This is a genomic window from Salinithrix halophila, assembly GCF_042650125.1.
Taxonomy (GTDB): Bacteria; Bacillota; Bacilli; order Thermoactinomycetales; family DSM-45169; genus Salinithrix; species Salinithrix halophila.
In genome coordinates this window covers 478,306-501,834 of sequence record NZ_JBHSAP010000015.1, presented here as the reverse complement: position 1 = coordinate 501,834, position 23,529 = coordinate 478,306, and the positions used below count along the sequence as shown (strand labels likewise).

The 23,529-nt window shown below is 52.6% G+C and carries 21 protein-coding genes; 9 read left to right on the top strand and 12 right to left on the bottom strand.

What is annotated here, in order from left to right:
• Positions 1-61 precede the first annotated feature (61 nt).
• The 4 genes from ACFOUO_RS12680 to ACFOUO_RS12665 all read left to right on the top strand — a co-directional run bounded on the left by ACFOUO_RS12680 (position 62) and on the right by ACFOUO_RS12665 (position 5,038).
• On the top strand, positions 62-295 hold the full coding sequence (locus ACFOUO_RS12680; protein ID WP_380705479.1) for a hypothetical protein: 234 nt from the start codon (positions 62-64) through the stop codon (positions 293-295).
• A 220-nt stretch (positions 296-515) separates the two neighbouring features.
• Positions 516-1,784 (top strand): hemolysin family protein, encoded by a 1,269-nt coding sequence (locus tag ACFOUO_RS12675; protein WP_380705578.1) that lies wholly within the window; start codon positions 516-518, stop codon positions 1,782-1,784.
• 163 nt (positions 1,785-1,947) lie between these two features.
• Positions 1,948-2,898, top strand: a complete 951-nt coding sequence (locus ACFOUO_RS12670; RefSeq protein ID WP_380705478.1) for a sporulation protein — start codon at positions 1,948-1,950, stop codon at positions 2,896-2,898.
• Positions 2,899-2,962: 64 nt separating this feature from the next.
• Positions 2,963-5,038: a molybdopterin-containing oxidoreductase family protein gene (locus tag ACFOUO_RS12665; RefSeq protein WP_380705477.1), complete on the top strand. Its 2,076-nt coding sequence runs from the start codon at positions 2,963-2,965 to the stop codon at positions 5,036-5,038.
• A 58-nt stretch (positions 5,039-5,096) separates the two neighbouring features.
• Here the strand turns inward: ACFOUO_RS12665 and ACFOUO_RS12660 are convergent, their stop codons facing one another.
• From ACFOUO_RS12660 to ACFOUO_RS12650, 3 genes are all read right to left on the bottom strand, one after another.
• Entirely contained in the window at positions 5,097-6,344 is a 1,248-nt protein-coding gene (locus ACFOUO_RS12660; RefSeq protein WP_380705476.1) for a VanW family protein, read from the bottom strand.
• Positions 6,345-6,431: 87 nt separating this feature from the next.
• Positions 6,432-7,571, bottom strand: a complete 1,140-nt coding sequence (gene mutY / locus ACFOUO_RS12655) for an A/G-specific adenine glycosylase (protein WP_380705475.1) — start codon at positions 7,569-7,571, stop codon at positions 6,432-6,434.
• A gap of 21 nt (positions 7,572-7,592) precedes the next feature.
• Positions 7,593-8,987 carry a TolB family protein gene (locus ACFOUO_RS12650; protein WP_380705474.1) on the bottom strand — a complete coding sequence of 465 codons (1,395 nt, stop codon included), beginning with the start codon at positions 8,985-8,987 and terminating at the stop codon, positions 7,593-7,595.
• A 444-nt stretch (positions 8,988-9,431) separates the two neighbouring features.
• Here ACFOUO_RS12650 and ACFOUO_RS12645 point away from each other — a divergent pair, with 444 nt between their 5' ends.
• Complete coding sequence (locus ACFOUO_RS12645) at positions 9,432-10,463, top strand: mechanosensitive ion channel family protein (protein WP_380705473.1); 1,032 nt, start codon at positions 9,432-9,434, stop codon at positions 10,461-10,463.
• A 66-nt stretch (positions 10,464-10,529) separates the two neighbouring features.
• Here ACFOUO_RS12645 and ACFOUO_RS12640 read toward each other — a convergent pair whose 3' ends face one another.
• Complete coding sequence (locus tag ACFOUO_RS12640) at positions 10,530-10,676, bottom strand: hypothetical protein (RefSeq protein WP_380705472.1); 147 nt, start codon at positions 10,674-10,676, stop codon at positions 10,530-10,532.
• Between the two features lie 180 nt (positions 10,677-10,856).
• On the opposite strand from ACFOUO_RS12640, the gene ACFOUO_RS12635 reads away from it, so the two are divergent.
• Positions 10,857-11,078 (top strand): hypothetical protein, encoded by a 222-nt coding sequence (locus ACFOUO_RS12635; RefSeq protein ID WP_380705471.1) that lies wholly within the window; start codon positions 10,857-10,859, stop codon positions 11,076-11,078.
• A gap of 14 nt (positions 11,079-11,092) precedes the next feature.
• Here the strand turns inward: ACFOUO_RS12635 and ACFOUO_RS12630 are convergent, their stop codons facing one another.
• Complete coding sequence (locus ACFOUO_RS12630; RefSeq protein WP_380705470.1) at positions 11,093-11,989, bottom strand: DNA-3-methyladenine glycosylase family protein; 897 nt, start codon at positions 11,987-11,989, stop codon at positions 11,093-11,095.
• A gap of 165 nt (positions 11,990-12,154) precedes the next feature.
• Complete coding sequence (locus ACFOUO_RS12625; protein WP_380705469.1) at positions 12,155-12,796, bottom strand: 3D domain-containing protein; 642 nt, start codon at positions 12,794-12,796, stop codon at positions 12,155-12,157.
• A gap of 303 nt (positions 12,797-13,099) precedes the next feature.
• On the opposite strand from ACFOUO_RS12625, the gene sph reads away from it, so the two are divergent.
• Positions 13,100-14,065 carry a sphingomyelin phosphodiesterase gene (sph, locus tag ACFOUO_RS12620; protein WP_380705468.1) on the top strand — a complete coding sequence of 322 codons (966 nt, stop codon included), beginning with the start codon at positions 13,100-13,102 and terminating at the stop codon, positions 14,063-14,065.
• Positions 14,066-14,125: 60 nt separating this feature from the next.
• On the opposite strand, the gene ACFOUO_RS12615 is transcribed toward sph, so the two are convergent.
• The 6 genes from ACFOUO_RS12615 to ACFOUO_RS12590 all read right to left on the bottom strand — a co-directional run bounded on the left by ACFOUO_RS12615 (position 14,126) and on the right by ACFOUO_RS12590 (position 21,241).
• A complete protein-coding gene (locus ACFOUO_RS12615; RefSeq protein WP_380705467.1) occupies positions 14,126-15,781 on the bottom strand; it encodes a hypothetical protein in 1,656 nt (551 codons plus the stop codon).
• Positions 15,778-16,515, bottom strand: coding sequence for an ABC transporter ATP-binding protein (locus ACFOUO_RS12610; protein ID WP_380705466.1), 738 nt, complete (start codon positions 16,513-16,515; stop codon positions 15,778-15,780). Before ACFOUO_RS12610 ends, ACFOUO_RS12615 begins: the two co-directional genes overlap by 4 nt.
• A 307-nt stretch (positions 16,516-16,822) precedes the next feature.
• Complete coding sequence (yfbR, locus tag ACFOUO_RS12605) at positions 16,823-17,407, bottom strand: 5'-deoxynucleotidase (protein WP_380705465.1); 585 nt, start codon at positions 17,405-17,407, stop codon at positions 16,823-16,825.
• Between the two features lie 7 nt (positions 17,408-17,414).
• The gene (locus ACFOUO_RS12600) at positions 17,415-18,683 is read right to left on the bottom strand and encodes an O-antigen ligase family protein (RefSeq protein ID WP_380705577.1); all 1,269 of its coding nucleotides are present in this window, start codon (positions 18,681-18,683) and stop codon (positions 17,415-17,417) included.
• Positions 18,684-18,801: 118 nt separating this feature from the next.
• Complete coding sequence (locus ACFOUO_RS12595) at positions 18,802-19,998, bottom strand: MGDG synthase family glycosyltransferase (RefSeq protein ID WP_380705464.1); 1,197 nt, start codon at positions 19,996-19,998, stop codon at positions 18,802-18,804.
• A gap of 280 nt (positions 19,999-20,278) precedes the next feature.
• Positions 20,279-21,241: an ABC transporter substrate-binding protein gene (locus tag ACFOUO_RS12590; RefSeq protein WP_380705463.1), complete on the bottom strand. Its 963-nt coding sequence runs from the start codon at positions 21,239-21,241 to the stop codon at positions 20,279-20,281.
• A gap of 196 nt (positions 21,242-21,437) precedes the next feature.
• On the opposite strand from ACFOUO_RS12590, the gene ACFOUO_RS12585 reads away from it, so the two are divergent.
• Together ACFOUO_RS12585 and ACFOUO_RS12580 are read left to right on the top strand one after the other, a co-directional pair.
• Positions 21,438-22,487, top strand: coding sequence for a FecCD family ABC transporter permease (locus ACFOUO_RS12585; protein WP_380705462.1), 1,050 nt, complete (start codon positions 21,438-21,440; stop codon positions 22,485-22,487).
• Positions 22,484-23,524, top strand: a complete 1,041-nt coding sequence (locus ACFOUO_RS12580; protein ID WP_380705461.1) for a FecCD family ABC transporter permease — start codon at positions 22,484-22,486, stop codon at positions 23,522-23,524. Before ACFOUO_RS12585 ends, ACFOUO_RS12580 begins: the two co-directional genes overlap by 4 nt.
• Positions 23,525-23,529 lie beyond the last annotated feature (5 nt).

The following is a 23,529-nucleotide window of genomic DNA, read 5'->3' as shown; positions in this document are numbered from 1 at the left end:
AGCTTTGCCATAGCACCGGGTTTTAAACTTGCCCTATCGCCTTGAAATGGAGTCTTTTCGCATGGATGCTACGTGGAGAGCCCATACTGAGAGAGAGGTGATCCTAGTGTACAAAGGACGGAACCTGGAAGAACTGACTGCTGTCCCTCTCTCTGACTGGGAAATGGACGAACTAGCCTACCACCATGACGCCATGGCGCAAATGTCCCCCCTAATGAACGCGCAGGGTATCAGCCTGCACCACCAGCTGATCGAAGAAATCGAGCGCCGTGGAGGTCTACACGGCAAAGTTTGAACATGGGTCACTCCCCTCTGCCGTTGGCAGAGGGGAGTGGCAGTTTTTTATAACGGAAAGCACTACTTTTTTTTTCTGTGATTCTATACAATAGAGATTAAAACAGGTTCCCGGGAGGACGATCAAAACCATGTGAAAGTCCACGAACAGGCTTTCCCGGTCGACAACCCCGAAATGATTTTGACTTTTCTGAAAATTAGGAGGTCATGATGCATTGGACGTGGAGGACGTTCTAAGCTTACTCTTTCTAACGGGTTTGATGGTGATGCTGATTCTGTTAAACGGGTTTTGTGCGGCTTTGGATTCCTCCCTCACACGGACCAGATCCAACAAAATCCCCAAGCGAACAGCGGCTTTGCATAACCGATCATCCAATCGCGAAACCATTCGGTCGACCCTTCGACTGGGAGTCGTCCTCTCCTCCCTCTTCATCGGATGGATAGCCCAACCAGCAGTGGAAGGAGGGCTTTTCCCCTTCGTCTCCCCAGTCATTCCGAAGTGGGTACTCCATCCACTCGGTTTCGCTTTACTCTTTGGCATTCTCGCCTGGCCTCATCTGACGGCTCGTCATTCGGCGGCCGGATCAGGAGTTTTTGCCCGGTTTGAGGCTTCAATCTCCGGGGCCATAAGCCGGCTGTACAAGGAACCTCCGGAGAACTCCGGGCACCACAAAGAGGAAACCCACCAGTTGGAAGCCCACAACCAACGGAGTAACCATGTAGGTGTAGCTCCCTACTCTACCGAACACGTCTACCCCTTCGTCGACAGGCTGGGTAGAGAAATCATGGTTCCCCGAGTGGACATGGTTTGTCTATATACGGACAACACTTTTGAGGAAAACCAGGCCATCATCCGGCAACACCGTCACACCCGTTATCCACTCTGCGAAAAAGATAAGGATCGCATCCTCGGTGTTGTTCATATCCACGATATCTATGAGTACACCCAGACAGTGAGCCACCCTTCCTTTGTAACCATCGCCAGACCCGAAGTTTCGGTACCTGAGACGATGGAACTAACTCAGATCCTGCGAACGCTACAGGAAAAACGGGCCGGTATGGCGATCGTGGTAGACGAATACGGCGGCACTGCCGGTCTTGTTACGAAGGAGGATATCATGGAGGAAGTCTTCGGCGAAATCCAGGATGAATTTGATCAATCTCCTCCATTATTTTTACCGAAAGGAGAGGCTACCTCTATCCACCCCCGGGCCCTAATTGAGGAAGTCAATGATCATTTTGGGGTTAGCATCGACGACCCCGACAACGATACGATCGGAGGTTGGCTTTTCTCCTGCCTGGAGAAAGTACCGGAAAAGGGAGATCGCATTATCTTCGGAGGGCTGGAATTCATGGTGGTAAAAGCCCGTGACCGCTGGATCGACCGCGTTCTCGTCCGCCGGATCGATACCCTAGCTGACTCCCCCGTGGTAAAAGAAAAACGGGCTTCATCCTCTGCCGAAGAATGTATCCCTTCTTCCGTTTCCTAGGACGACTTTCGGAGGAATGCATCAGGGAGCACTCTCGCTTTTTTGTTCCTAGGCACAAGTGTGGATTTTTATCAACAAGTATGAAAGCTTGTCGACAAAACGTGTTTCCCTGGGGTAGATTCGGTAGTAGATTTGATAAAACATGACAAATGGAGGCTGGTCTGTGTTTAAAAACCTGATGGCCAAGTTGGGCAAAGGCGCAGCAAAAGTAGATCTCGTCCTGGAGCGGCAGAATTACCTGCCGGGAGATGAAGTGCGGGGGGAATTGGTGATCGAGGGCGGAACCATCGAACAAAAAATCAACCAGGTCGATGTGGATCTGACCATGATTGTTCAGGTAAAAGAACAAGAGATCAACCATACCATCGAGCGCTTCCCTTTCCACGAATCTTTTACCGTCCAGCCAGAAGCCCGAAAAACCCTTCCTTTTTCCTATGTATTACCCAAAGATCTCCCCCTCTCCGGCAACAAAGTGGCTTACTTCTTTACCACCCATCTGGACATCGCCTCCGGAGTGGATCACTCCGACCATGATTTCCTAAAAATACACCCTCCCCTGCGCTTACAAAAAGTCCTGGCTGCTCTTAGTGAGTTAGGGCTTCGTGAGAAACACGATTCCCGCTCGTTCAACGGGTACGCTCAGGAATTTGCACTCTTCCCCACCGCTTTCCTCCAAGGCCGGGCAGAGGAAGTGGAATTTGTCGCCGCTGTAGAAGAAGCGGGCATTCGACTGCTGCTGGAACTGGATCTCTTCTCCTGGGCAGGGGAACAGGAAGTCCGCCGGGAAATCTGGCTGGAAAATAAACAGCTCGACAATCCTGATGAGCTGACACAACTCCTAAAAGACGCCCTGTCTGAGATGGCAGAAAACCCCTCCTCTTTCCTTCAGCCCCGCCATTTTCAACATGGCGGCCATAAACACAGCGGCCTCTCCAAGGGGGGCGGGACGATTGGAGGCTTTGCCGCTGGTGCAATCGGTGGCCTGGTCTTGGCACAAATGATGGATGGAGTCGGCGAAGAAATCGCGGAAGCCGCTGACATCGACCTCCCGGAGATTGAAGATACCGGTGAATTCTTCGATGATGTCGGTGACTTTTTTGGCGGGGACGAATGATTTCCAATGAAAAAAGCCTCCTTATGAGGTTTTTTTCATTGGAATCAGAAAGGAGGGACCCTAGATGACCGTTGAAAAAACTATCGCCCGCTCGGTCTGCCCCTTGGATTGTCCGGACACCTGCGGCCTCCACGTTACTTTGGAAGGGGAACGGATCACCCGAGTGACTGGAGATCCGGACCACCCGGTCACCCGAGGGACCATCTGCCACAAGGTTCGTCATTTTCCTGCCAGAGTCCATCACCCTGATCGACTACTCTACCCCATGAAAAGAATCGGTCCCAAGGGAGAAGGACAATTCAAACGGATTACCTGGGAAGAGGCCCTCGAAGAGATCACCAGACGTTTCCAGGGAGCCGCACGCTCCCACGGGCCGGAATCCATCCTTCCGTACAGTTATTACGGCAACATGGGGATCGTCAACAACGGGAGTATGGATCGCCGTTTTTTTCATCGACTCGGTGCCACGCGCCTAAAGCGGACCATCTGCAATGTCGCAGGGAATGCCGGGTTTGAAATGACAATGGGCCTCAAAGGGGCCCTCGATCCCGAAGACACCATCCACAGCCGTTACGTTATTTTGTGGGGCGGTGATTTTGTCAGTACGAACATGCACCAGATGATGTTTCTCTCAGAAGCGCGCAAGCGGGGGGCACGGATCATTGCCGTCGATGTCCGGCGCAACCGTACAGCCCGCTGGGCAGATGAATTCATCCAGCTCTATCCTGGAACAGATGCTGCCCTCGCACTCGGCATGATGCATGTCATGGTCGAAGAGGGTCTGACTGACGATCCATTCATCCGTGAAAATACCATCGGATGGGAATCTTTCCGGGAACGGGTGCGGGAATATCCGCCTGAAGCCGTACAACGGGTAACCGGTGTATCGGCGGATACGATTCGCCGCCTCGCCCGGGAATACGCAGCCGCCGAGCCTTCCCTGATCCGGATTGGCAACGGCCTTCAGCATCATGATAACGGGGGTATGACCGTTCGAACCTTGGCCTGTTTACCGGCCCTTACCGGTCAATGGAAATATCGGGGAGGAGGTGCATTAAAGGAGAACGGGCTCTCTGCTGTCAACAAAGAGCGTCTAGAGAGGCCTGACCTGCTTCCGGATCCTTCGGTTCGATCCGTCAACATGATCCATCTCGGTGACGTACTCCTCGATGCGACTCCTCCAGTCACATGCCTGTTCGTCTATACAACCAATCCGGCGGCAGTCGCTCCCTCACAAGAGAAAGTGATCCGTGGGCTGTTGCGAGAGGATCTATTCACAGTCGTCCACGAGCTCTTTCTGACGGATACGGCCCGTTACGCAGACTTGGTACTACCAGCCACTAGCCACTTTGAAAACTTGGACCTCTACAAGTCCTACTGGCATCTCTACGTTCAGGTAGCCCGCCCTATCATCCAGCCCCCAGGAGAAGCCTGGTCCAACTACCGACTCTTCCGCACCCTGGCAGAACGGATGGGGTTTACTGATCCATGCTTTTCTGATGAGCCGGAGGAAATCATCCGTCAAGCCTTGACCCATCCGGATAATCCCTGTCTACAGGGGATAGATGTCGATGATCTGATGGAGAAGGGAATCGCCAAAGTAGATCTGTCCAGCTCCCCCCTCTTCCCGGAACGGCTTGCTCATCCTGGTGAAAAAATCGCTCTTTACAGCGAACGGATGAAGCGGGCGGGACTGGATCCGCTCCCCTCCTATCAGCCTCTGCCGGAAGGGAAAGATGCCACTGATCCCCTTGATGCTGCCCACCCGTTCATGCTGATCTCCCCTCCCAACCATCAATTCCTCAACACCAGTATGGGCAATCTCCCTCCATTGCGCCGGATGGAAGGTCAACCGCTCCTGGAAATTCATCCCTATGATGCCGCTGCTCTCGGGATCGAGGATGAAAACCCAGTCCGTGTCAAAAACGAACGGGGAAGTTGCCTCCTTACCGCCCGGGTGACAGAAGATGTCCTGCCAGGGGTGGTTGTCTCCACCGGCCTCTGGTGGCGGGACAACCACCTCGACGGTCATGGAGGGATTAACCGCCTCACACCGGATCGGGAAGCCGATCTCGGCGGAGGGGCCGTCTTCTTCTCCACAGCAGTCTCGGTGGAGAAAGAAGAAAAAGCGGACTGTTGAGGGAATCATAGCTATCTCCTACTACACAAAAAAGACCGCCATGAAAGGCGGCTTTTTCTCATTGAGGTAACACCATGTCCTCTACCTTCCTGGGTGCAGCCTGCACTGCGCGAGGATGATGGTACGTCCCCGGAACGGTGTAAAGATCGACACTAAGAGTTCCTCCGCCGATAGAGGTTCGGATCAGAACTGGTTTCCTCAGGTTGTTGCGGAAGCGGAAGTCCGGCCCATGCCAGGCTACGGTGGCGTCCCGTCTTTTCGGAACATAGGTGACTTCTTTACTGTGGGAGAAACGGGCGGTAATGGCCAGCCCCGCATTATCCACGCTGTTGAATAATGTGGAGGAGGTCTGGCAGATCCCGCCTCCTAACCCTTCACTGTATTCTCCTTTGACAATAATGATGGCTGACTTGTACCCCCGGGCGGCGGTTCGTTCCCCAACGGTTTTGTTAAAGGAGAACACTTCACCGGGATTGACCACTCGGTTATGAATCGCTTGGCTTGACAGCCGGAGATTCGTCGTACGGTTCGTGTTGCCCGGATTAAAATAAGTCGTGTAATGGCCGATGTGTTGACCATTTACCCGCTTCAAATCCTCTGTTGTGACTGTCGGGGCGTCGGAAACGAGAGGAATATAATGAATTCGGTTCACTTTTTTATCAATCCTGTCCGCCCACTTCTCCATTTCTTTCTCATCCAGCAGCCACCCCATCCGTTCTGGGCGTATCTTTCCGCCGAACCGGGCTGTACGGGCGTTTTGCGCTGGATCGTCCACCTCTTTCTTCACTTGTTTCACCCACGCTTTCCACTTTGCACGATCGAGAGTGGAAGGGTCTTTCCCGTTGTAACCCATCTTTCGCAAATCCGTCTTCCATTCATGCTCCCCGTGAACCAGGGTGATCTCCTGTGGCGCTGGTTTCGTGTCGACGGATTTAACCGCTTTCTGTTCCAGCTTTGATGCAGCATCGATCTCCTCGGACAATGCATACGCCACCCATAAGGTGAGAATGGTTGTAAGGCCCGCCAGGGTTACCAACGTTCCAACAGCTATCCGCTTTGCCCCTACACGGTCGAAAGGAATCCGGTTGACCAGGGGAATTCGTTGGAAGAATGGAATCAGCTTATCTCCCGCCTGCCCGAGCTTCCCTGAACTGATTCCTTCCTTCAGAAGGTTATCCTGTTTACCGCTGTCCGGCTCTGCTTCCATCTCCGCCTGTTTTGGCTCTTCCTCCCGGCTAAATTCCTCCCCGGAACGATGTGTTTGTTCCTTTTCTTCTTCGGAGGATGGATGTTTCTTCTCTTCCACGGGTTCTTCTCTCCCTCCGGCCTTGCCGGACAGATTGTCCGGTAAGGGTTCCCCTTATCTTCCTTCCTACTCCAAACCCGATTCTCCTCAAAAAAGACGACCCTGAATACCCTGGGAATCATTCTTCCGTTCCCGTACCATCGCGAAGGCTTTCCGATAGACATTGGGAAAAGCCAGGGCTTCTTGTTCCTCTTCACTGGCCCAGTACCAGCCCTCTGGGAGATTCCCGTCAGCCTGCTCCTTGATCTTACCTTCCACCAACGTCACCTGCCAGCGGCGATGGCTGAACACATGCTCCAGCTCTCCCAACACAGAACCCAGCTCAATGGAAATCCCCTTCCTGCACAGTTCCTCCCGCAGGAACTCACCGGGCGCGACCTCCCCTTTGCCGGCTTCTACGGTGGGTAACCCCCACATTCCTGCCAGAAGCCCTTCATTCGGACGACGTTGGAGCAAGACCTTGTCTCCCTGGCGAATCCATCCAAAAATCACCTGCAACGGGACGGGGGGTTTCGCTTTTTTCTTTACCGGAAGTTCTGCCTGGACACCCCATTCCCGTGCACGACATTCTTCCCGAACGGGACAGGTGTCACAGGAAGGGCTTGTCGGTGTACAAATGAGCGCTCCCAACTCCATCAGCGCCTGGTTGAAATCCCCCGCCCGTCCCTCCGGAATTACATGGAGGGCTAATTCCTCAAATTTCTTCCGGGTGGAAAGCTTGGCCACATCATCCTGCATGGCAAACCAGCGGGAAAAAACGCGCATGACATTGCCGTCCACGGCGGGCACTCGCCTATCAAAAGCGATGGAGAGAATAGCACCAGCAGTGTACGCACCCACCCCCTTTAACTGGGAGACCGCCTCTGGGTCAGAAGGCACCTTTCCTCCATAGGAAGCGGCCACTTCCTTGACTGCGGTATGTAGATTGCGGGCGCGGGAATAGTAACCAAGGCCTTCCCACGCTTTGATCACCTGTTCCTCTTCCGCTTCTGCCAACGCCTTCAGGGTGGGGAAGGCGTCCATGAATCGTTCGTAATACGGGATAACCGTATCCACACGGGTCTGCTGAAGCATGATCTCCGAGACCCAAATCCGGTAGGGGTCTTTATTTTTCCGCCAAGGGAGGTCTCGGCGATTCTCATCATACCAGGCCAACAGCTTATCCCGCACAGAAGCAACCCATTTCTGGTTAGGCACTGGAACGGGATCCTGTCTCTTACGGCTCAACACTCCGCCTCCTTTGTGGTTTCAATCTGGTTGGATTCGGGCGGTTTTTTTATCTCTAGGAAGGGCCACTAACCGTAGCTTTAGGCCTTTCTCCGTCTCTTCCATCACCAGCAACTTATCTCGCTGGGAAGAAAGGTAGAATCCCAACACCTCTGCCGATGTGTGGTATATTTCTTTCTCTTCCATCCCCTCCCCCACATATAAGATTTCATGGGTCTGCCCTAACCAAACTCCGCCGGGATCGTACCGGACGTATTCGCTTCGGTTCTTCTTCTCCTGGGGATACACGTCATATGAACGGGATTCCTGGGTCTGAAGATTGATTAACTTCAGTATTCCATTCACGGCATAAGAAAGATAGTTTCCATCTTCACTTAGTCTAAGGTTCTCGAGCCGCGTGGGCAACAGGTTTTGTTCCCCCTCGATATAATGAAACATCTTCCCGTCCATCACGTGGACCTGTTCATAATAAATCTTTTCGTTTTCCTGCCTGCCGGTTGGGAATGTCAGATAACGCCCGTTGGGATCCCAGACCGCCCGCTGTAGAATCCATTCTTTATCTCCCGCTCGGTAAAGGGTGCGCCCCCGGCTGGTTTCCACATTCCAAAGGCGCATTTCTTTGCCCTGGAGAACAGGCCCTTTGGCTCCTTTTTTCAAAGGGACAGACTGGCTCTGAGAGATGTAAGCGAGAACTTTCCCTTTTGGAGACCACACAGCGGAACCGCCCGATAGCCGGCGTATCATTCTTCCGTCTGATACCCGATAGATCCTGCAACCATCTGCGAGTAGGTAACGACCGTTCGGGGACCAGTCAATCTGAATATTCTGAGCCTCTTTATCCGCAATCCCCTTTTCCAAAAGCAAAGAACGTCCTTTATCCAGTTGATACAACTGAAGATTGAGAGCATTTTTCCCGCTATCGACATAGACAAAGGCATCTCCCTGGGGGGAGATGGAGAGAGGTTGCTGTACCAAGGGAAGAGAAACAAGGAGGGGACGCCTTCCCGATCCGGAATCAAGAAAGATGGATGGGGAATTACCTGTGTTATTCACAAACAGCCGTCTGTTTTTCCCTAAATGATAACTATGATGATTATCACCATAATGACGGGTCCAATCTTCCTTCTGCAGACGCCCTTTCTTCAAATCGAAGACAAAGTTCCCTCGCCTTCCTCCTGTCTTTCCCCTGAAATAAAACCGGTCATTTTCATAAAGATAAGGTACAACTTCGGAAAAGACCGCCTCCTGAAGCACTTCCGGTGTTTCGTCCCCTTCCCAGCTCCAAACGACCCAGAACAATCCGGCACATAAAAGGAGAAAAATTGTGCCGACCGTAAGCCATCGCTCAAAGCGTAAGCGAAGGAAAGAGAACTTTCGGAACGGATTATTTGATTGCTCTGCCTGTTTCTCCTGCATTCTGTGGATCCGCTCCTCACCTGAATCCCAGTGTGCCAAGAGGGATCGTTTCCTGTTCGCTAATTACCTTGACAGGAAACGGGCTTTTTTCCGAAATGGTTCTTTCCGAGGACACCAATGAAACGTGTTCGTTTATGGTTATGAAGCGATCATGGCAAAATACTCCTTTCCGTTCAGTGTACCAAAAAGAAAGAGGCTCTTTAAGAAACAATTTTTCTCCCTGTTACGGATTGGTGACATGGCGACTAGACACATTCCCCGTTAGATCGTCCCCTGCCCCTATGATATAATGTCATTTATCGGTTTTGCATCCAACCCCCATGGCTCCTGATTCCAAGTGAGGGTCTTATTTAACCCTGGGAATCAGCCGGATCCCAACGCCGGGCCGATCCAGGATGCCGCCCGTAAGCAGTGATCGATTAACAGCAAGAGGGTGAAGAAGGTATGAAGTGGTTGTCTGAGTTTGGCTTCAACGCCATCGTCTGGCTGACAGCGGCTGAATGGAACAAAGGTGTTCAGGATGTGCAAAAAAAGGCGGAGGAAATCGCCGAAAATCCCACACAGCAACTATGGGATCCACTGGTAGAGAAGTTCCTGGTCCCCCTCTTCCAGATTGGATTGATTGTCGCCCTTACCTATATCGCGCTCCGATATGTGGGCCAGTTGGTTGACCGGCTCCTTAACATGAGCCGTTTTCAGCAGAAACGGGGAGCAACACTGGGACGCCTGATCAAATCGACGGCACGATACGCCATTTATTTTATCGCTGCCATTACCATCCTGGAGAAAATCGGGATCAAGGTCACCCCCATCCTCGCCGGAGCGGGGATCATCGGCCTCGCTGTCGGCTTTGGGGCACAAAACCTAGTCAAAGACATTATCACCGGCTTTTTTATTATCTTTGATCAACAGATGGAAGTCGGTGACTACGTCCAGATCAACGGCAATATCGAAGGAACCGTAGAGGAGATTGGCCTTCGGGTCACCAAAGTACGGGAATTTAACCAGCGTCTTCACTACCTTTCCAACGGGGAAATCACCCGGGTCACCAACTACAACCGGGACAGGATGCGCCCCTTGCTGGGAGTTACCGTCCCCTACGAGGAAAGTCAAGAACGTGTGCAACAAGTATTGGATGAGATCTGCGAGGATCTTAGCCGTCGGTTCTCCCCTTATCTGATCGATCCTTTCTCCGTATTCGGCATCACCAACATCCAAAAGGACGGGGTGGAGTATACCCTGACGTCTGTCTGTACCCCTGAGGAGTACTGGATGATTGAGCGGGAAACTCGAAAGGCAATCGTCCGGAAGTTCTATGAAAATGGGATTGAGATCGCTTATCCCCGTCAAATCTTGGCGACCTCACCGGAGCTCCGCCACCTCCTTCCTGGACACAAGCCCTCCCACGGAGCTGATTCCACAGAAAAATCCTCCACCAGTTCTTACCCGAAAGGGGAACCCGGAGAAACAGACTAAATCAAAAAGCCCGGCGCTACCATCGGTAGGAGCCGGGCTTTTTTTTCGATGGGCCGGCAGCCCTTCCTATAAGAGTGACTCGACTACCAGGGCTGTCGCCACAGTGATCGCCACCGAGATGCCGCTCCAAAGAGCGACCCTCTTCAAGTCGTAAACCAGTACTTTAACCGGGTCCACCTCACGTACTTCTATCTTTTTTTTCTTTTTGCTCATGGGATTCCCTCCATTTTCAAACTCCGGTTCATTTTACAATTGGATGAAAATAACGTAACATAAATGTAAAGGTTCTGATTAGAAGCACACATCCTATCCCGAACTCATATTCTGCTATAAAGACAGATTCAGGAATGCATCCGAGCCAGAAAGGGAAAAAGCAGAGAAGAGGTGACAACCATGATTTTCAAAGGCGGAATGACCGTAATCCATCAGTCTTTCGGTACGCCCCGCGTCATTTACTCCTTGCGTGGGCAGTTGGAACGCCACGACATTACCAGTGAATTGAAAGTCCGCCGCAAGAATAATATCACCACTTATCAACTGCTCGTCCCCAAGAAAGATGCCTCACGAGCACTTGAACTTCTTAATAGTTACAAAAAAGAATTAGAAGAAGCCTGAGCCGGCGAAAACCTTTATTCCTTCGTTTCAGGTTGGCTCAGATAGTCCCACAAATAAAAGACCGCGTAACTGCTCCAGGGTGCCCAGGCACCGCCCAACTGACGAACTTCTTGTTCCGTCGGTTGGGCGTCTGTGTGATAAACCCTCCGAACAGCGTTTCTCAAACCGATGTCCGCCGCAGGTAGCAGATTCGGTCTACCCATCCCGAAAAGGAGGAGGCACTCGGCAGTCCAGCGTCCCACCCCCCGCAAAGGGAGGAGTCGTTCGACGACTTCTTCGTCGGGAAGGGAGAGGAGAGAGGTTAAGTCAAGGCTGCCGTCAACAATCTTCCGTGAAAGATCGATGACATACTCTGCTTTTCGTCGGTTAAACTGCAGCGCCTGCAAATCCGCATAATCCAATCGGGCCACCTGTTCCGGCGTGGGAAAAACGGGAAGCAACTCTCCCCGATAAGCCACTTCTTCCCCGGCGAGGTCGATCAGCCGCCGGATCAGGGTCGCAGCAAACGCCAGATTGAGCTGCTGCCCGATGATCGTTTTGATCAGGCATTCATAAAGATCGGGGTCCAGTACCATGTGAAGACCGTTTCGTTCCCGTACGAGAGCGGCTAACTCGGGGACTTGTTCCATCTGTACATAGAACGGTTCCAAGTTGACATCCAGAGAAAACATCCGGCGGAGGGTTTTTGTCAACGCCTCCTCCTCTGCCGGGGTGAGCACCTCCTCTACCTCAGCAAAAAGCGCCTCCCCCCTCCACCCCAACCCCACAACGATAGGGCGCCCCCCAACCCTCAGGGTTCGATATAAGCGCCCATCCCGCACCTGGTAGGCCGATTTTTCAAAGGAGACCAGCCGACGAGTGGTTGCTGCAAACGAATATACCCCTGCCGGTTTCAACTCTAGCCGTGTCACAAAGCCCATCCACCTTCCCGTGGGTTGCTTCAATCCATCCTCATTATACCATTTTTTACTCGTTATCAGATCACTTCCACTATAGAGAAACCCAAACAGCAGCCCCTCCGGAAAACGGGAGACTGCTAGCAATTTTCATACGAAGTACGAGCGAAAATCCACACCTTACTGGATCAGTTCCACCCTCATATCCTTTTTCACACCGAATTGCCTTGCTTGCTCCAGATCGCTTATGTAGACATCGATCCGTTTCCCCTTGATCGCACCTCCGGTATCTTGGGCCACCCGATAGCCGATCCCTTCAATGTAAACTCGGGAGCCGATGGGAATCACTTCTGGATCGACGGCGATCGTTACCCCGTCTGCCACCTTCGCTCCGCTGGAGGTGATCCCATAAGCCGAGTCACCCGGTTTTTTCCCTGTCGACTCCGGTCCCGCCGTATAAGCCGTCAACGTGAAATCGCCCATGGAACGGCCCCGAGCCATCGCTGGAACGGTCTCGCCGCGGGATACCTTTCCCCGGGTCCCCTTCCGTTCCTCTCCTGTCTGAACTGGGAGTTTCAACTTCTGGCCCACACGAATGAGAGAAGGATCCGTCAATCGGTTTAACTCGGCTAGGGTTTTGACATCCGTTCCGTTTTCCTTCGCGATACGGTAGGCGGTGTCCCCTTTTTCCACTGTCACCGTGCGGCTCTCATCCCTCGCTTCAGCCATCCCGGCCCAGTCCGATATCCAGCCCTGGGTACATGCGATCCCCATCAACCCTGTCGCACAAGCAGTAGCCATCATCCAACGCTTTACAGCCATGATGATCACCTCATAGAATGATAGATTCTTGCTATCCATCATGGCCGTTCCGGTTTATCGGCATACCTCTCTTCTCTATTTTGTCACAACTGACGAAAAGAGAAGGAATGTATTGATAGATACCAGGCATAGATAGATAAATAGTAGTCCCTTCGAATAAAATAACCTACAAAATAAAGCGTATGAACCCCGACTTTTTAACGATTCTGATACCCCTATCAGAATAAATTAATGGTTCCTTATACGAAATTAAACATTTTTTGGTCATAATAGACCCTATACCGACGGATAAGGAGGGTTCAAGTGAACCGAAAAAATATTTGGGGATGGGTTTTTGCTCTCGTATTGGGTTTAACAGCGATACTTCCCGCATCGGTTACAAATGCAGCAGAAGCGGAAGGACAAAGGGATTTTCGGTTGCTTACGTATAATGTCTACATGCTTTCCCACCATCTGTATCCCCGCTGGGGGCAAACAAAAAGGGCTGAACTGATTCAAGAAGCTGACTTCATCCAACAGAATGACCTGATTATCCTAAACGAAGCCTTTGATAATCCGGCTTCGAAGAAGTTGATGAACGGCCTGTCAGACCGATACCCCCATCAAACCCCAGTACTGGGAAGAAGTAAAAAGGGCTGGGATCAGACTCGGGGGCACTATTCCACCACCACCCCGGAAGATGGGGGGGTTGCCGTTGTCAGCAAGTACCCCATCACAGAGAAGATCCAGCATGTCTATAAAAACGGATGCGGAGCGGATTGGTTTTCCAACAAGGGATTTGTTTATGTGAAAGTGAAAAGAGGTAATCAATTTTTCCACGTCATCGGAACGCACATGCAATCCCAGGATAAAGGCTGTTTTCGCGGAAAAGCCGAATCCGTCCGCCGATCCCAGTTGCAGGAAATCCGTGATTTTATCCGTGACAAACAAATTCCTACCGATGAACCCCTTTTCATCGGCGGTGATTTCAATGTCATCAAGGACACAGACGAATACCGCGACATGTTAAACACCCTCCGTGTCGATGAGCCTCGCTTCACCGGCCACTCATCGACGTGGGATCCGGTTACCAATAGTATCGCCGGCTATAACTACCCGGAACTGCCACCGGAATTTTTGGATTATCTTTTCGTTTCGAAAGATCACGCCCCGATCAAAGGATGGAACAATCATGTCTGGAAATCCAAATCCCCCAAGTGGAAGGGGGGCCGGTACGAGTATGACGATTACTCAGATCACTATCCGGTTACAGGGTCAGGAAGCTTTTAACCCACACGCTTAAACAGTAAAAGCCGACCCCTCTCGCATGAGGGATCGGCTTTTTTGTCATTATCCTTCAATTCGCTGATAACGGAACCCAGCTGTCCGTTTGAGAGAGAACCACACCCCCATGTTCAGCCCCACCAGAACAAGGAGCCATAACACTTGAATGACCGTGAAGGAAAGTCCAGCACGAACTGCAAGCACATTGAACATGAGAACGACCAACGCTCCGCCGAAAAGCAGGAAGAGCCCCCATAGGCGATTAAACCCCCTCCGCATCGCCTCCTGGGGTATCTGCCAGTCGAGGATGGGAGAAATCAGGTCAAAGAGGATACCGCACAGATTTACAAAGGACGCCGCCAATATACTTGTGACGAGGGTCCACAACGTCACAACGGGAGCACCGAGTAGCCAAAGCTGCCCCGCCGACACAATCAGAGCACTGATCACCGTGAAAACCAGCGTAACCACCCACTTGGCCGCCAATTGTATCTGCCAGGAGACGGGAATCACTTTGGAAAGATAGAAAAATTCCCCTTCTCGGGAGATGGCGGAGAAAGCTATTCCATTCACTCCCCCCATCAGTACGACTACCCCAACCCCGGCCCAGACCGCCACAAGAGGAGAAACGTTCGCTGAAAAGGCAGCTCCCCATCCATTTCCTTCCCCTCCCAACAATGACGGCAGTAAAACCATGGCAGGAAACATCATCAGCGGAAACACGGCGTCCATGATAAAAACAGGCGTCCCCATCACCAGCTGCCACTCCCGAGCCAGCATTGTCCGGAACAACGAGCGCGAACGGAACACACGCCGACTGAGCGGATTTTTTTCCCGGCTTTGCTTCTTTCCTCCACTTGCAGTGAGTCCCCGGTAATAAAGGGACCCGCCTAACCACACAAAAATCACCGCAGCCAGTATTCCACCGGCGACGAAAAGGGAACCGAAACCCGCCCCCTCCTGAAAGGAGACCAGACTTTCCACTGCCCACTGCGACGGGGGAAACCAGGCAGCGATCATATCGGAAAGGCCACCGGGCTGGGTCAGCCATTCACCCGCAACCTCGGGATCCTTCCAGTCCCCTCTCGAATTGGCAGCAACCTGAAATCCAATGAGAACCAAAATGCCGCTCATGGAACCTAACACGCGCCACCAGCTCTGCTGCCCGCGAATATTGGTTACCCGCATTAGTACCAGCACGATCGCCCCGGAAAGTGCCAGGGGGAGAAGCGGCATCGCCATCAACATCGGCACTAACATCAGGTAATAGGGAAGACCTTCGCCTCCCAGCACGCCATACACGAGGAATCCCGTTAGAAAACACGGAAGCAGGCCGACCACCTGCCCGATCCAGATCCCTACCAAACGGGCTCCGAGCACCTGGCGTGGCGTGACGGGAAGAGGTAACAGGGCTTCCGCATCCCGAACAAAATAAAGTTGTCCGATCAGGTGGATGAAACCGAAAAACAAGACCCAGAGCTGACCACCAACAACCAAAGCCGTCAGCAAAGCCTCCGGCTGACCCACCCGGTCGAGGGCGAGATAAACGGCTGAATATATTTCGATCAGCACGAGCAAGAGGGGCACTAAGAACAGCAGAAAAAAGAGCGTCAACAGCGGCTCCCACAGCCGCTCCTGTTTCCGGATATAGCGATCACGGAGCACGGATAAAGCGAATTGCCCCCTTAGGATCACGCGCAATAAAGCCCACCACTGTTTCATGAGCCGGTCAACTCCAGAAAGTAAGCTTCCAGTGTTTCCCGGTCGGCCACCTGGTCACCGTCACCCCGTTTCAAATCCTCCACCCGACCGGTCGCCACCAGTTGTCCCTCTCTGAGGATCGCCACTCGATCACAGAGGCGCTCCGCTACCTCCAGCACATGGGTGGAGAAGAAAACCGTCTTCCCAGCCGTCGAGCGGCTCTTCATCTCTTCCTTCAGCCGGGCAGAGGCCCAGGGGTCCAGACCCACCATCGGTTCGTCCAATATCCAGACCGGAGGATCATGCAGCAGAGAGGCGATCACCCACGTTTTCTGCTTCATTCCGCGGGAATAATCCTGCATCAGCATGTCGACGGCCTCCTCCATCCCGAAACGGTGAAGCAACTTCGGCAAGCGCTCTTCCCGCTCCTCTTCTGCCACCCCGTAAACGTCCGCAATAAAGCGGAAATATTCCAGGCCAGTCAGGCGCATCACCGCCTCCGGATTGTCCGGCACATAACCGATGCGCCGCTTTCCATCGAGAGGATTTTCCCTCATGGAGACTCCGTCCACCTCTACTTCGCCTTCATCAGGCCGGATAATCCCGGTCAACATCTTAATCGTGGTCGTTTTCCCGGCTCCGTTGGGCCCCAGAAAACCGAAAATCTCCCCCGGTTCTACCTTTAACTGGAGTCCGTCAACCGCCGGCCTACCCACCTTACCGTAGCGTTTGCTTACATTCCCCAACCAAATCAAGACACCTTCTCCTCTCTCTGGTTTTTCATTATTTGATTAAAAAATAACAGACTTTCCGAGATGCATCATATCACAATTATTCTCCTTTAAACCTCTCTATTTATAAAAAGAATACTGGTACCCGATCCTAGAATAGAACAAACCCCCGTTTCCATTTAATTCCTTGGAACGGGGGTTTTCTAGGAAGGCTACTCAAAGGATTAAGTCCGGTTAATTCCCATCAAAACCATTTGATATTTGTCTTTTTAAGATTAACCGCGTAAGAAAAAAAAGCGCATTGCCTAGGAGCAAAATCAAGAAGCTCCTTTTAAGAAGAGATTTCATCGATGGTTTTGGAAAAGCTGTCGGCGAAATGTTTCAGGAAATAGGCCACCTCGGGCATATCGAGGGCATCGAGGCGCTGTTTCAGCTCTTCTCCGGCGACGGCGAATTCCCGGTTACCGGCAGAGATTTCGGTTAGACACTTAAGGTATCCGTCCAAGAGATCCGCCCCCTTCACCCAACGATGTAAGTCGGGATCGGAGGGCTGGATCAGGGGACGGTAATGCTCCCGCAGTTTCTCCGGAACCATCTCCGTTAACCGTTCTGCCGCCAGATTCTCGATCTCTCGGAAGCCCTTCAATATACGAGGGTTATGATGCTTGACCGGACTCGGGATATCCCCGGTGATCACCTCCGTCGCATCGTGAAACAGGGCCAAGGTGACCGCTTTGTCGACCGGGACCTCTTTCCCAAAGACCTCGGAAGCGATCGTGCAGAGGGCATGAGTGAGGAGAGCCACATGAAAGCTGTGTTCCGCCACGTTTTCCGAGACGACATTTCGCATCAGGCTCCACCGGTCGATAAGGCGCATCCGGTACAGATAAGCAAAAAAAGGATTCAAGGGTTCCACCTCGGTGTCAAAAATGGGGTCCCCTCTCCTTCGACTGCTCGACTCCGTTCTCCTTCCCGTTCTTACACCAAGGTGGGCGCAAGCAGCGCCGCTCGAACTGGGCGTTAATCACCATCACCGACGACATGAAAATCAGTCCGAGCTGGGGAGCGATGATTGGATAATCATACATCCCGTGACCCAACAAAGCGAAAATGATGGAGATCAACACCCCTGCCAACCGCTTCTCCTTCCGATCATTGGCTGTCTTCCGCCAGCGGCGGGCACGGGCGGTGGTGACCACGATGAGAGTGAGAAATAAGAACAGCCCAAAGATGCCGTACTCCGAAGCAATTCCCAGAAAAACATTATGCGCGTGAAACAGCAATTTTCCCGTCTTCACTTCAAAAAGCGAGCTAAAATGAAGAGGTAATACTCCAATCAACCAATTTTCGCGAAAGATTTCAAAGGAATTCTGCCAAACGAATTTACGAACGTGATAGGTGGCAAGAAGCGTATCCTCCCGCGGTATCAGGGTTTTGTTTGTGGCGATCACCATAGCGGCAGCCACCAAGCCCAGGAAGAAAGCCACCGCCCGTTTTCGTTTTCCGGTCATCCATACCTGGACCAGGAGGCCGAGCACCAGCCCAACCCAGGCACCCCGGGAACCTGTACACCAAATCGCCCCGCAATGGACGAAAAAGATGAAAAAGGCACCCGCCTTCTCCCATCGGTTACGCGCCAGGGAGGTAGCGTAGATGCTGAGGAGGGCAAGGCAGATCAGGAGTGCCGCTGCCAGATTGGAGTTTAGAGCAGGACCGATGCTACGAACACCCTCTGCCTGCATCGGATAAAAGCCCAAAAAATAAAAAAAGGCGGATCTTCCAATCGGCATCCAATCCACCCGTTGCAAGATGGTCACAATCGCAGGGTATAACCCGGCAATCCAAAACATGGTGTACAACTTTTGGTACCGAACCCATGTCCAATCCAGGCCCCGTTTCATCCATACAGAGAGGATCACATACAGGCCGAAAGAAAGAATCGGCACAACCGCAACAGGTAACCAGTCAAACAGAAGGTAGGGATTGAAAACCCAGCTCACCGTGCTGAGAACGACGAAGGCGAGGAAGATTCTTTCCGGCCATCCGAAAGGCTTCCATTTCCCTTTCAATAGATATGGGGAAATGATCCCCATCAGCAACAGGACAGCCGCCGGTAAAACTGGGGAAAACAGGATCGATATATATAAAAATTGAACCCATCTCTCCCTTAATTTCTCGTGACGCGAGTCCATATCCAACTTCAAAGACTCCCTTTACCGTAAAATAAACGCACGTTAGCATTATATCCATCTGTTGGAAAAAGAACAAGATCGATTCATCAACCGGGGAAATGGGTGTATTCGGGCGGGTTTATCGGGCAGTAGAGGGTTCCAATAGGTGAAGAACTGCGGATACGCTTCGGGAGGGATGGATCTTCCACCGCCATGTCAGCATCTGCTCGCGAACCCGGTCAAAACAGTGTTCGTCCGTTAGCAGACGATGGAACCACCCGTCCAGTTCTTCTTCATCGGAAACCCGTACCGCCAGACCTTGCTCTTCCATAAAGTGACTATTCTTCTCCTCATGTCCGGGGATCGAACCGAAGAGGAGAAGAGGCTTGCCTTTGGCGATAGCCTCTGTACAAGTCATACCGCCGGGTTTGGATAAGATGATATCTGCAGCATCCATCCAGTCCGCGATCTCTCTTGTAAAACCGGTGATATGGACATGGGGATGCTTTAACTCTTCACATTGGAGGAAGGATTCCCTCAGTTTTTCATTGTGCCCGGTACATACCACCAGCTGGAGATGATCCTTCCATTTAGCAGCTGTACGTACCATGTCACTGGTACGCCCCACACCGAGACCGCCCCCTAAAATCAATACCGTCGGCATCGGCTTCAGCCCCAGCCGAAGCCGGGTCTCCGTTTTGTCCTTTTCTTCCCAGAAGCGATTATCGGCAGGGATTCCCGTTACAGCAATTCGTCCGGGCTTTACCCCCATCCAGATCAACTGATCCTTCACCCCGTGGTGAGGAACCAGATAAAGATCCACCTCCGGATTAACCCAAGATCCATGGGCAGCAAAATCCGTTATAACCGTACACAGTAATAGAGGAGTCCCCTCCCGCTTGAGACGGGCGATCCCCGAACTGGCGAAGGGGTGGGTCGATACAACCAACCGGGGTTGGAAACGCTGGATATACTCCGAAAGGCTGGAATAAAGGGAATGGTACAAACACCATTCGATCCAACGGGGAAAAGAACGGCCATGGTGACGTCCGTACACTTTGCGCCACAGATTGGGGGCTTTCCGAATCATCCCCAAGTAGGAATATAATAAGGCTTGGTTCATCTGCGGGCGCAGTTCGCGACCCAATTCCACCATATGGACCCGAATGCCGGCGTCCGCTTCCCCAATTCCTCTTGCCAGCGCTTCGGCGGCTCGGGTGTGCCCTGCTCCGAAATTCTCCGACACAAGCAGGACGTCCTTATTATGGCCCACGACCGTCGCTGAGGCCCATCCCCGATCAGTTGGCAGACCGCCTGAGGGCATCACGCGATCCATCATACTTCCACCTCTCTTTTTCTCACCGGGCGACAGATTGACTCACCCCATGGAACGTTCGAAAACCCCGGGCGGTTTCAATTGTCCCTTATTATACCATACACATCCTCGCCATCGCTCATGCTGAGAGGGAAGCGGGATCCCCCTTTTTTTACACAAAAAAGGGACACCTGTCCGGTGTCCCCCTATGGATGAGAGGTCATCATGGTTAATGTCCACTCACCAAGCCAAGGGGCCTTGGGCTCGTTTCTCTAAGAGGAGAGTGCTCCGTCCCCGCCCTTCACTTCTTGGCCAGATGCTTCTCCAGATCATCCAGCATTCTGTTGGCTCCCTGGATACCCCCGGAGAGGTTCCAGTAGATATCGTTGACTTTGTAGACACGGTCCTTTTTCACTACGTCCAGCTTTTTGAAGAGGGGCTTGTTCATCCATTCCTTCTCCAATTTGGTTGCCTTGCCATCTCCAGCTTCCATAGTTAGGACAAACATCACATCGCCGTCCATATCGGGGATGCGCTCTTCCGTTACCTCACTGGAGTGCTCTTCTTTCTTCTGTACCTTGGGCCTGTCTAGGCCGGCTTCCTTCACAATCGCATCAGGGAATCCGTTGTGGTGGATTCGCACGACTCCCGGCAGGAAGCGGATGATCGAGACTTTCGTATCCAGTTTATCTCCCATTTTCTTCTTGAAGTCGGCGATCTTCTTATCCCAATTCTCCAACTGCTTGTCGGCTTCCTCTTCTTTATTCAAGGCTTTTGCATGCAGTTTGAAATTGTCTTTCCAGACGTGGCCCACTGTTTCAGTATAGACAGTTGGGGCGATCCCGGAAAGCTGCTTATAGATTTTTTCGTGGCGCACTTTGCTGCCGATAATCAGATCCGGCTTGAGCGCGGCGATCGCTTCCAGATTGGGCTGTACTTCTTCGCCTACCACCTTGACCCCTTTCATATCATCGGAAATAAAGTCATAGTAAGGATCACCAATCCAGGACTTCACGGCTCCCACTGGTTTGACTCCCAGAGCCAGGGTATTGTCGGTAGCATCGTTGGTCAGTGTAACAACCCGTTTCGGGGTACCTTTAATCTTGGTTTCACCCACGGCGTGCTTGACCACGCGCTCCTTTTCATTCTCCTTGTTTTCCGAAGATTTTTGATCTGCTGAATTCGCTCCGCAACCCGCTGTGATCAGCAGACCGAAGGCCAACATGGCGGCCATGATTCTTTTTTGTATACGACCCAATCTCATATCTGCATCCTCCCAATCTCTCGTTGATAATGATTTTCAGTACTGACATTATCGTAGACAGTCGAGTTGTTTCTGTCAAGAAATAAATTGAGAATGATTATCAGCTTATTGACGCCTCTACTGATAATGATTATCATACAAGGGAGAGCAAAAATGCATCCGGTCTGTATTCGCAGATGATATAGGAGATCGAGCCATGCCCCTTCAAGGAACCCTCCGCCCAGTGGGACTGTTCATCGGATTGGTGGCACTAGCCGCCTGTTTCGTCGGCAGTATTAAGCTCGGGCTGACTCACATCGACTGGTATACGATGATGGATGCCTGGCAGGCGTCAGACCCGACAAAAGAACAACTCGTGGTAAAAACTACCCGCCTCCCCCGGGCTCTCATTGCCGTTTGTGTGGGAGCAAGCCTAGGGATTGCCGGGGCGTTGATGCAGGCGCTAACCCGGAATCCCCTTGCCTCTCCCGGAATCTTTGGTATCAATGCCGGGGCCGCTTTTTTCGTGGTCATGGCATCCAGCTTTTTCTCTGTCCGCTCCTATGCATCCTTTACCTGGATCGCCTTTCTCGGTGCGGCTGTCAGCGGGCTGGTTGTTTACGGTTTAAGCACCCTGGGACGTGAAGGTTTGACACCGATCAAGTTGACATTGGCGGGAGCGGCGATAACCGCCTTTTTCAACACCCTGACCCAGGGGATCCTCGTTACCGATGAAAACGCTCTGGACGAGATCCTTTATTGGCTGTCCGGTTCCATCGTCGGTCGTAACCTGGAGACCCTGGTGAATGTTCTCCCTTTTTTCGCCATCGCATGGGTGGTCGCTCTTCTTTTGGGACGTTCCATCACGACCCTGACAATCGGTGAAGACGTGGCCAAAGGTCTTGGTCAACGGACAGCATGGGTAAAACTGACAGCGGCTCTTGCCGTCGTCCTACTGGCTGGGGGCAGCGTCGCTGTCGCCGGACCGATCGGACTGGTCGGGTTGGTAATCCCTCATCTCGCACGTTTCCTGGTGGGCTCTGATTACCGCTGGATCCTCCCTTACTGCGCTGTTCTAGGAGCAACCTTCTTGTTGCTGGCGGATATCGGTGCCCGGTACCTGATTATGCCGGGGGGGCCTGTGATGGCCTTTCTCTCCGATTTAGGGGCCCATGTCCTATCCGATGAAGTACCAGTCGGGGTCCTCACCGCCTTGATCGGAGCTCCTTTCTTTATCTATATCGCCCGAAGGAGCGTCTCAGAGTGATGAAGCATGTGACGATTCGATGCCAATCCCTTCCCATCTCCGCCCAGCTCAGCCTGCGGGCCCTCACTCTGATTCTCGCCCTGACCTGCCTGTGCGGAGCGTTGCTGATTATCAGCGTCGGGGTGGGCGAAATGACTATCCTTCCCCTGGACGCTGGGAAGGCCCTGATCGGAATTGGCAATCCGGCAGATGAAATGATTATCCAGACACTTCGCTTGCCCCGTGTCTTGACCGCCCTTCTGATAGGAATTGCCATGGCCCTTTCCGGATCTATCCTTCAGGGAGTGATGAGGAACCCACTCGCCTCCCCCGACGTGATCGGGATTACTGGGGGGGCTTCGGTAGCAGCCGTGGCCGCCCTCACCCTTTTCACCGGATCGGCGGCATCATGGCTTCCTGTCGCCGCACTTATCGGCGGCTCTTTGACCGCCCTGTTGATTTATTTTCTCGCGTGGAAGAAAGGGATCTCCCCCCTGCGCTTGGTATTGATCGGCGTGGGAATCAATGCGGCGGCCAACGGTCTAACGACCCTGCTGTTGATTCTAAGCCCCATCTACGCTACCAACCAGGCAATGGTCTGGCTTGCGGGAAGCGTCTACGCCAGCTCCTGGGAGACTGTCAACCTATTCCTGCCTTGGCTGATCCTATTCACGCTCCTGGCTCTTCTCTCCAGCCGCCATTTGAACGCCCAGCAGATGGGTGATGCGGTGGCAGCAGGGATCGGGCATGCGGTTCAGCGTCAACGACTTTTGCTGATTCTGATCAGCGTTGCCCTAGCCAGTTCCGCGGTGGCGGTTGCCGGCCCGATCGCTTTCGTCGGCCTGATGTCTCCGCACATCGCTCGATTGCTCACAGGACCGTCCTACGGACAACTGCTCCCCGTTGCTGGGTTGACCGGCGGTTTTCTGGTGATGGCTGCCGACCTGATCGCTCGTACTGCCTTCAGCCCCCTGGACCTGCCTGCCGGCCTGTTTACAGCGGCACTTGGGGCACCGTTTCTCATCCTTCTCCTGTACCGAAGCGGACGACAGTCTTAACTCCC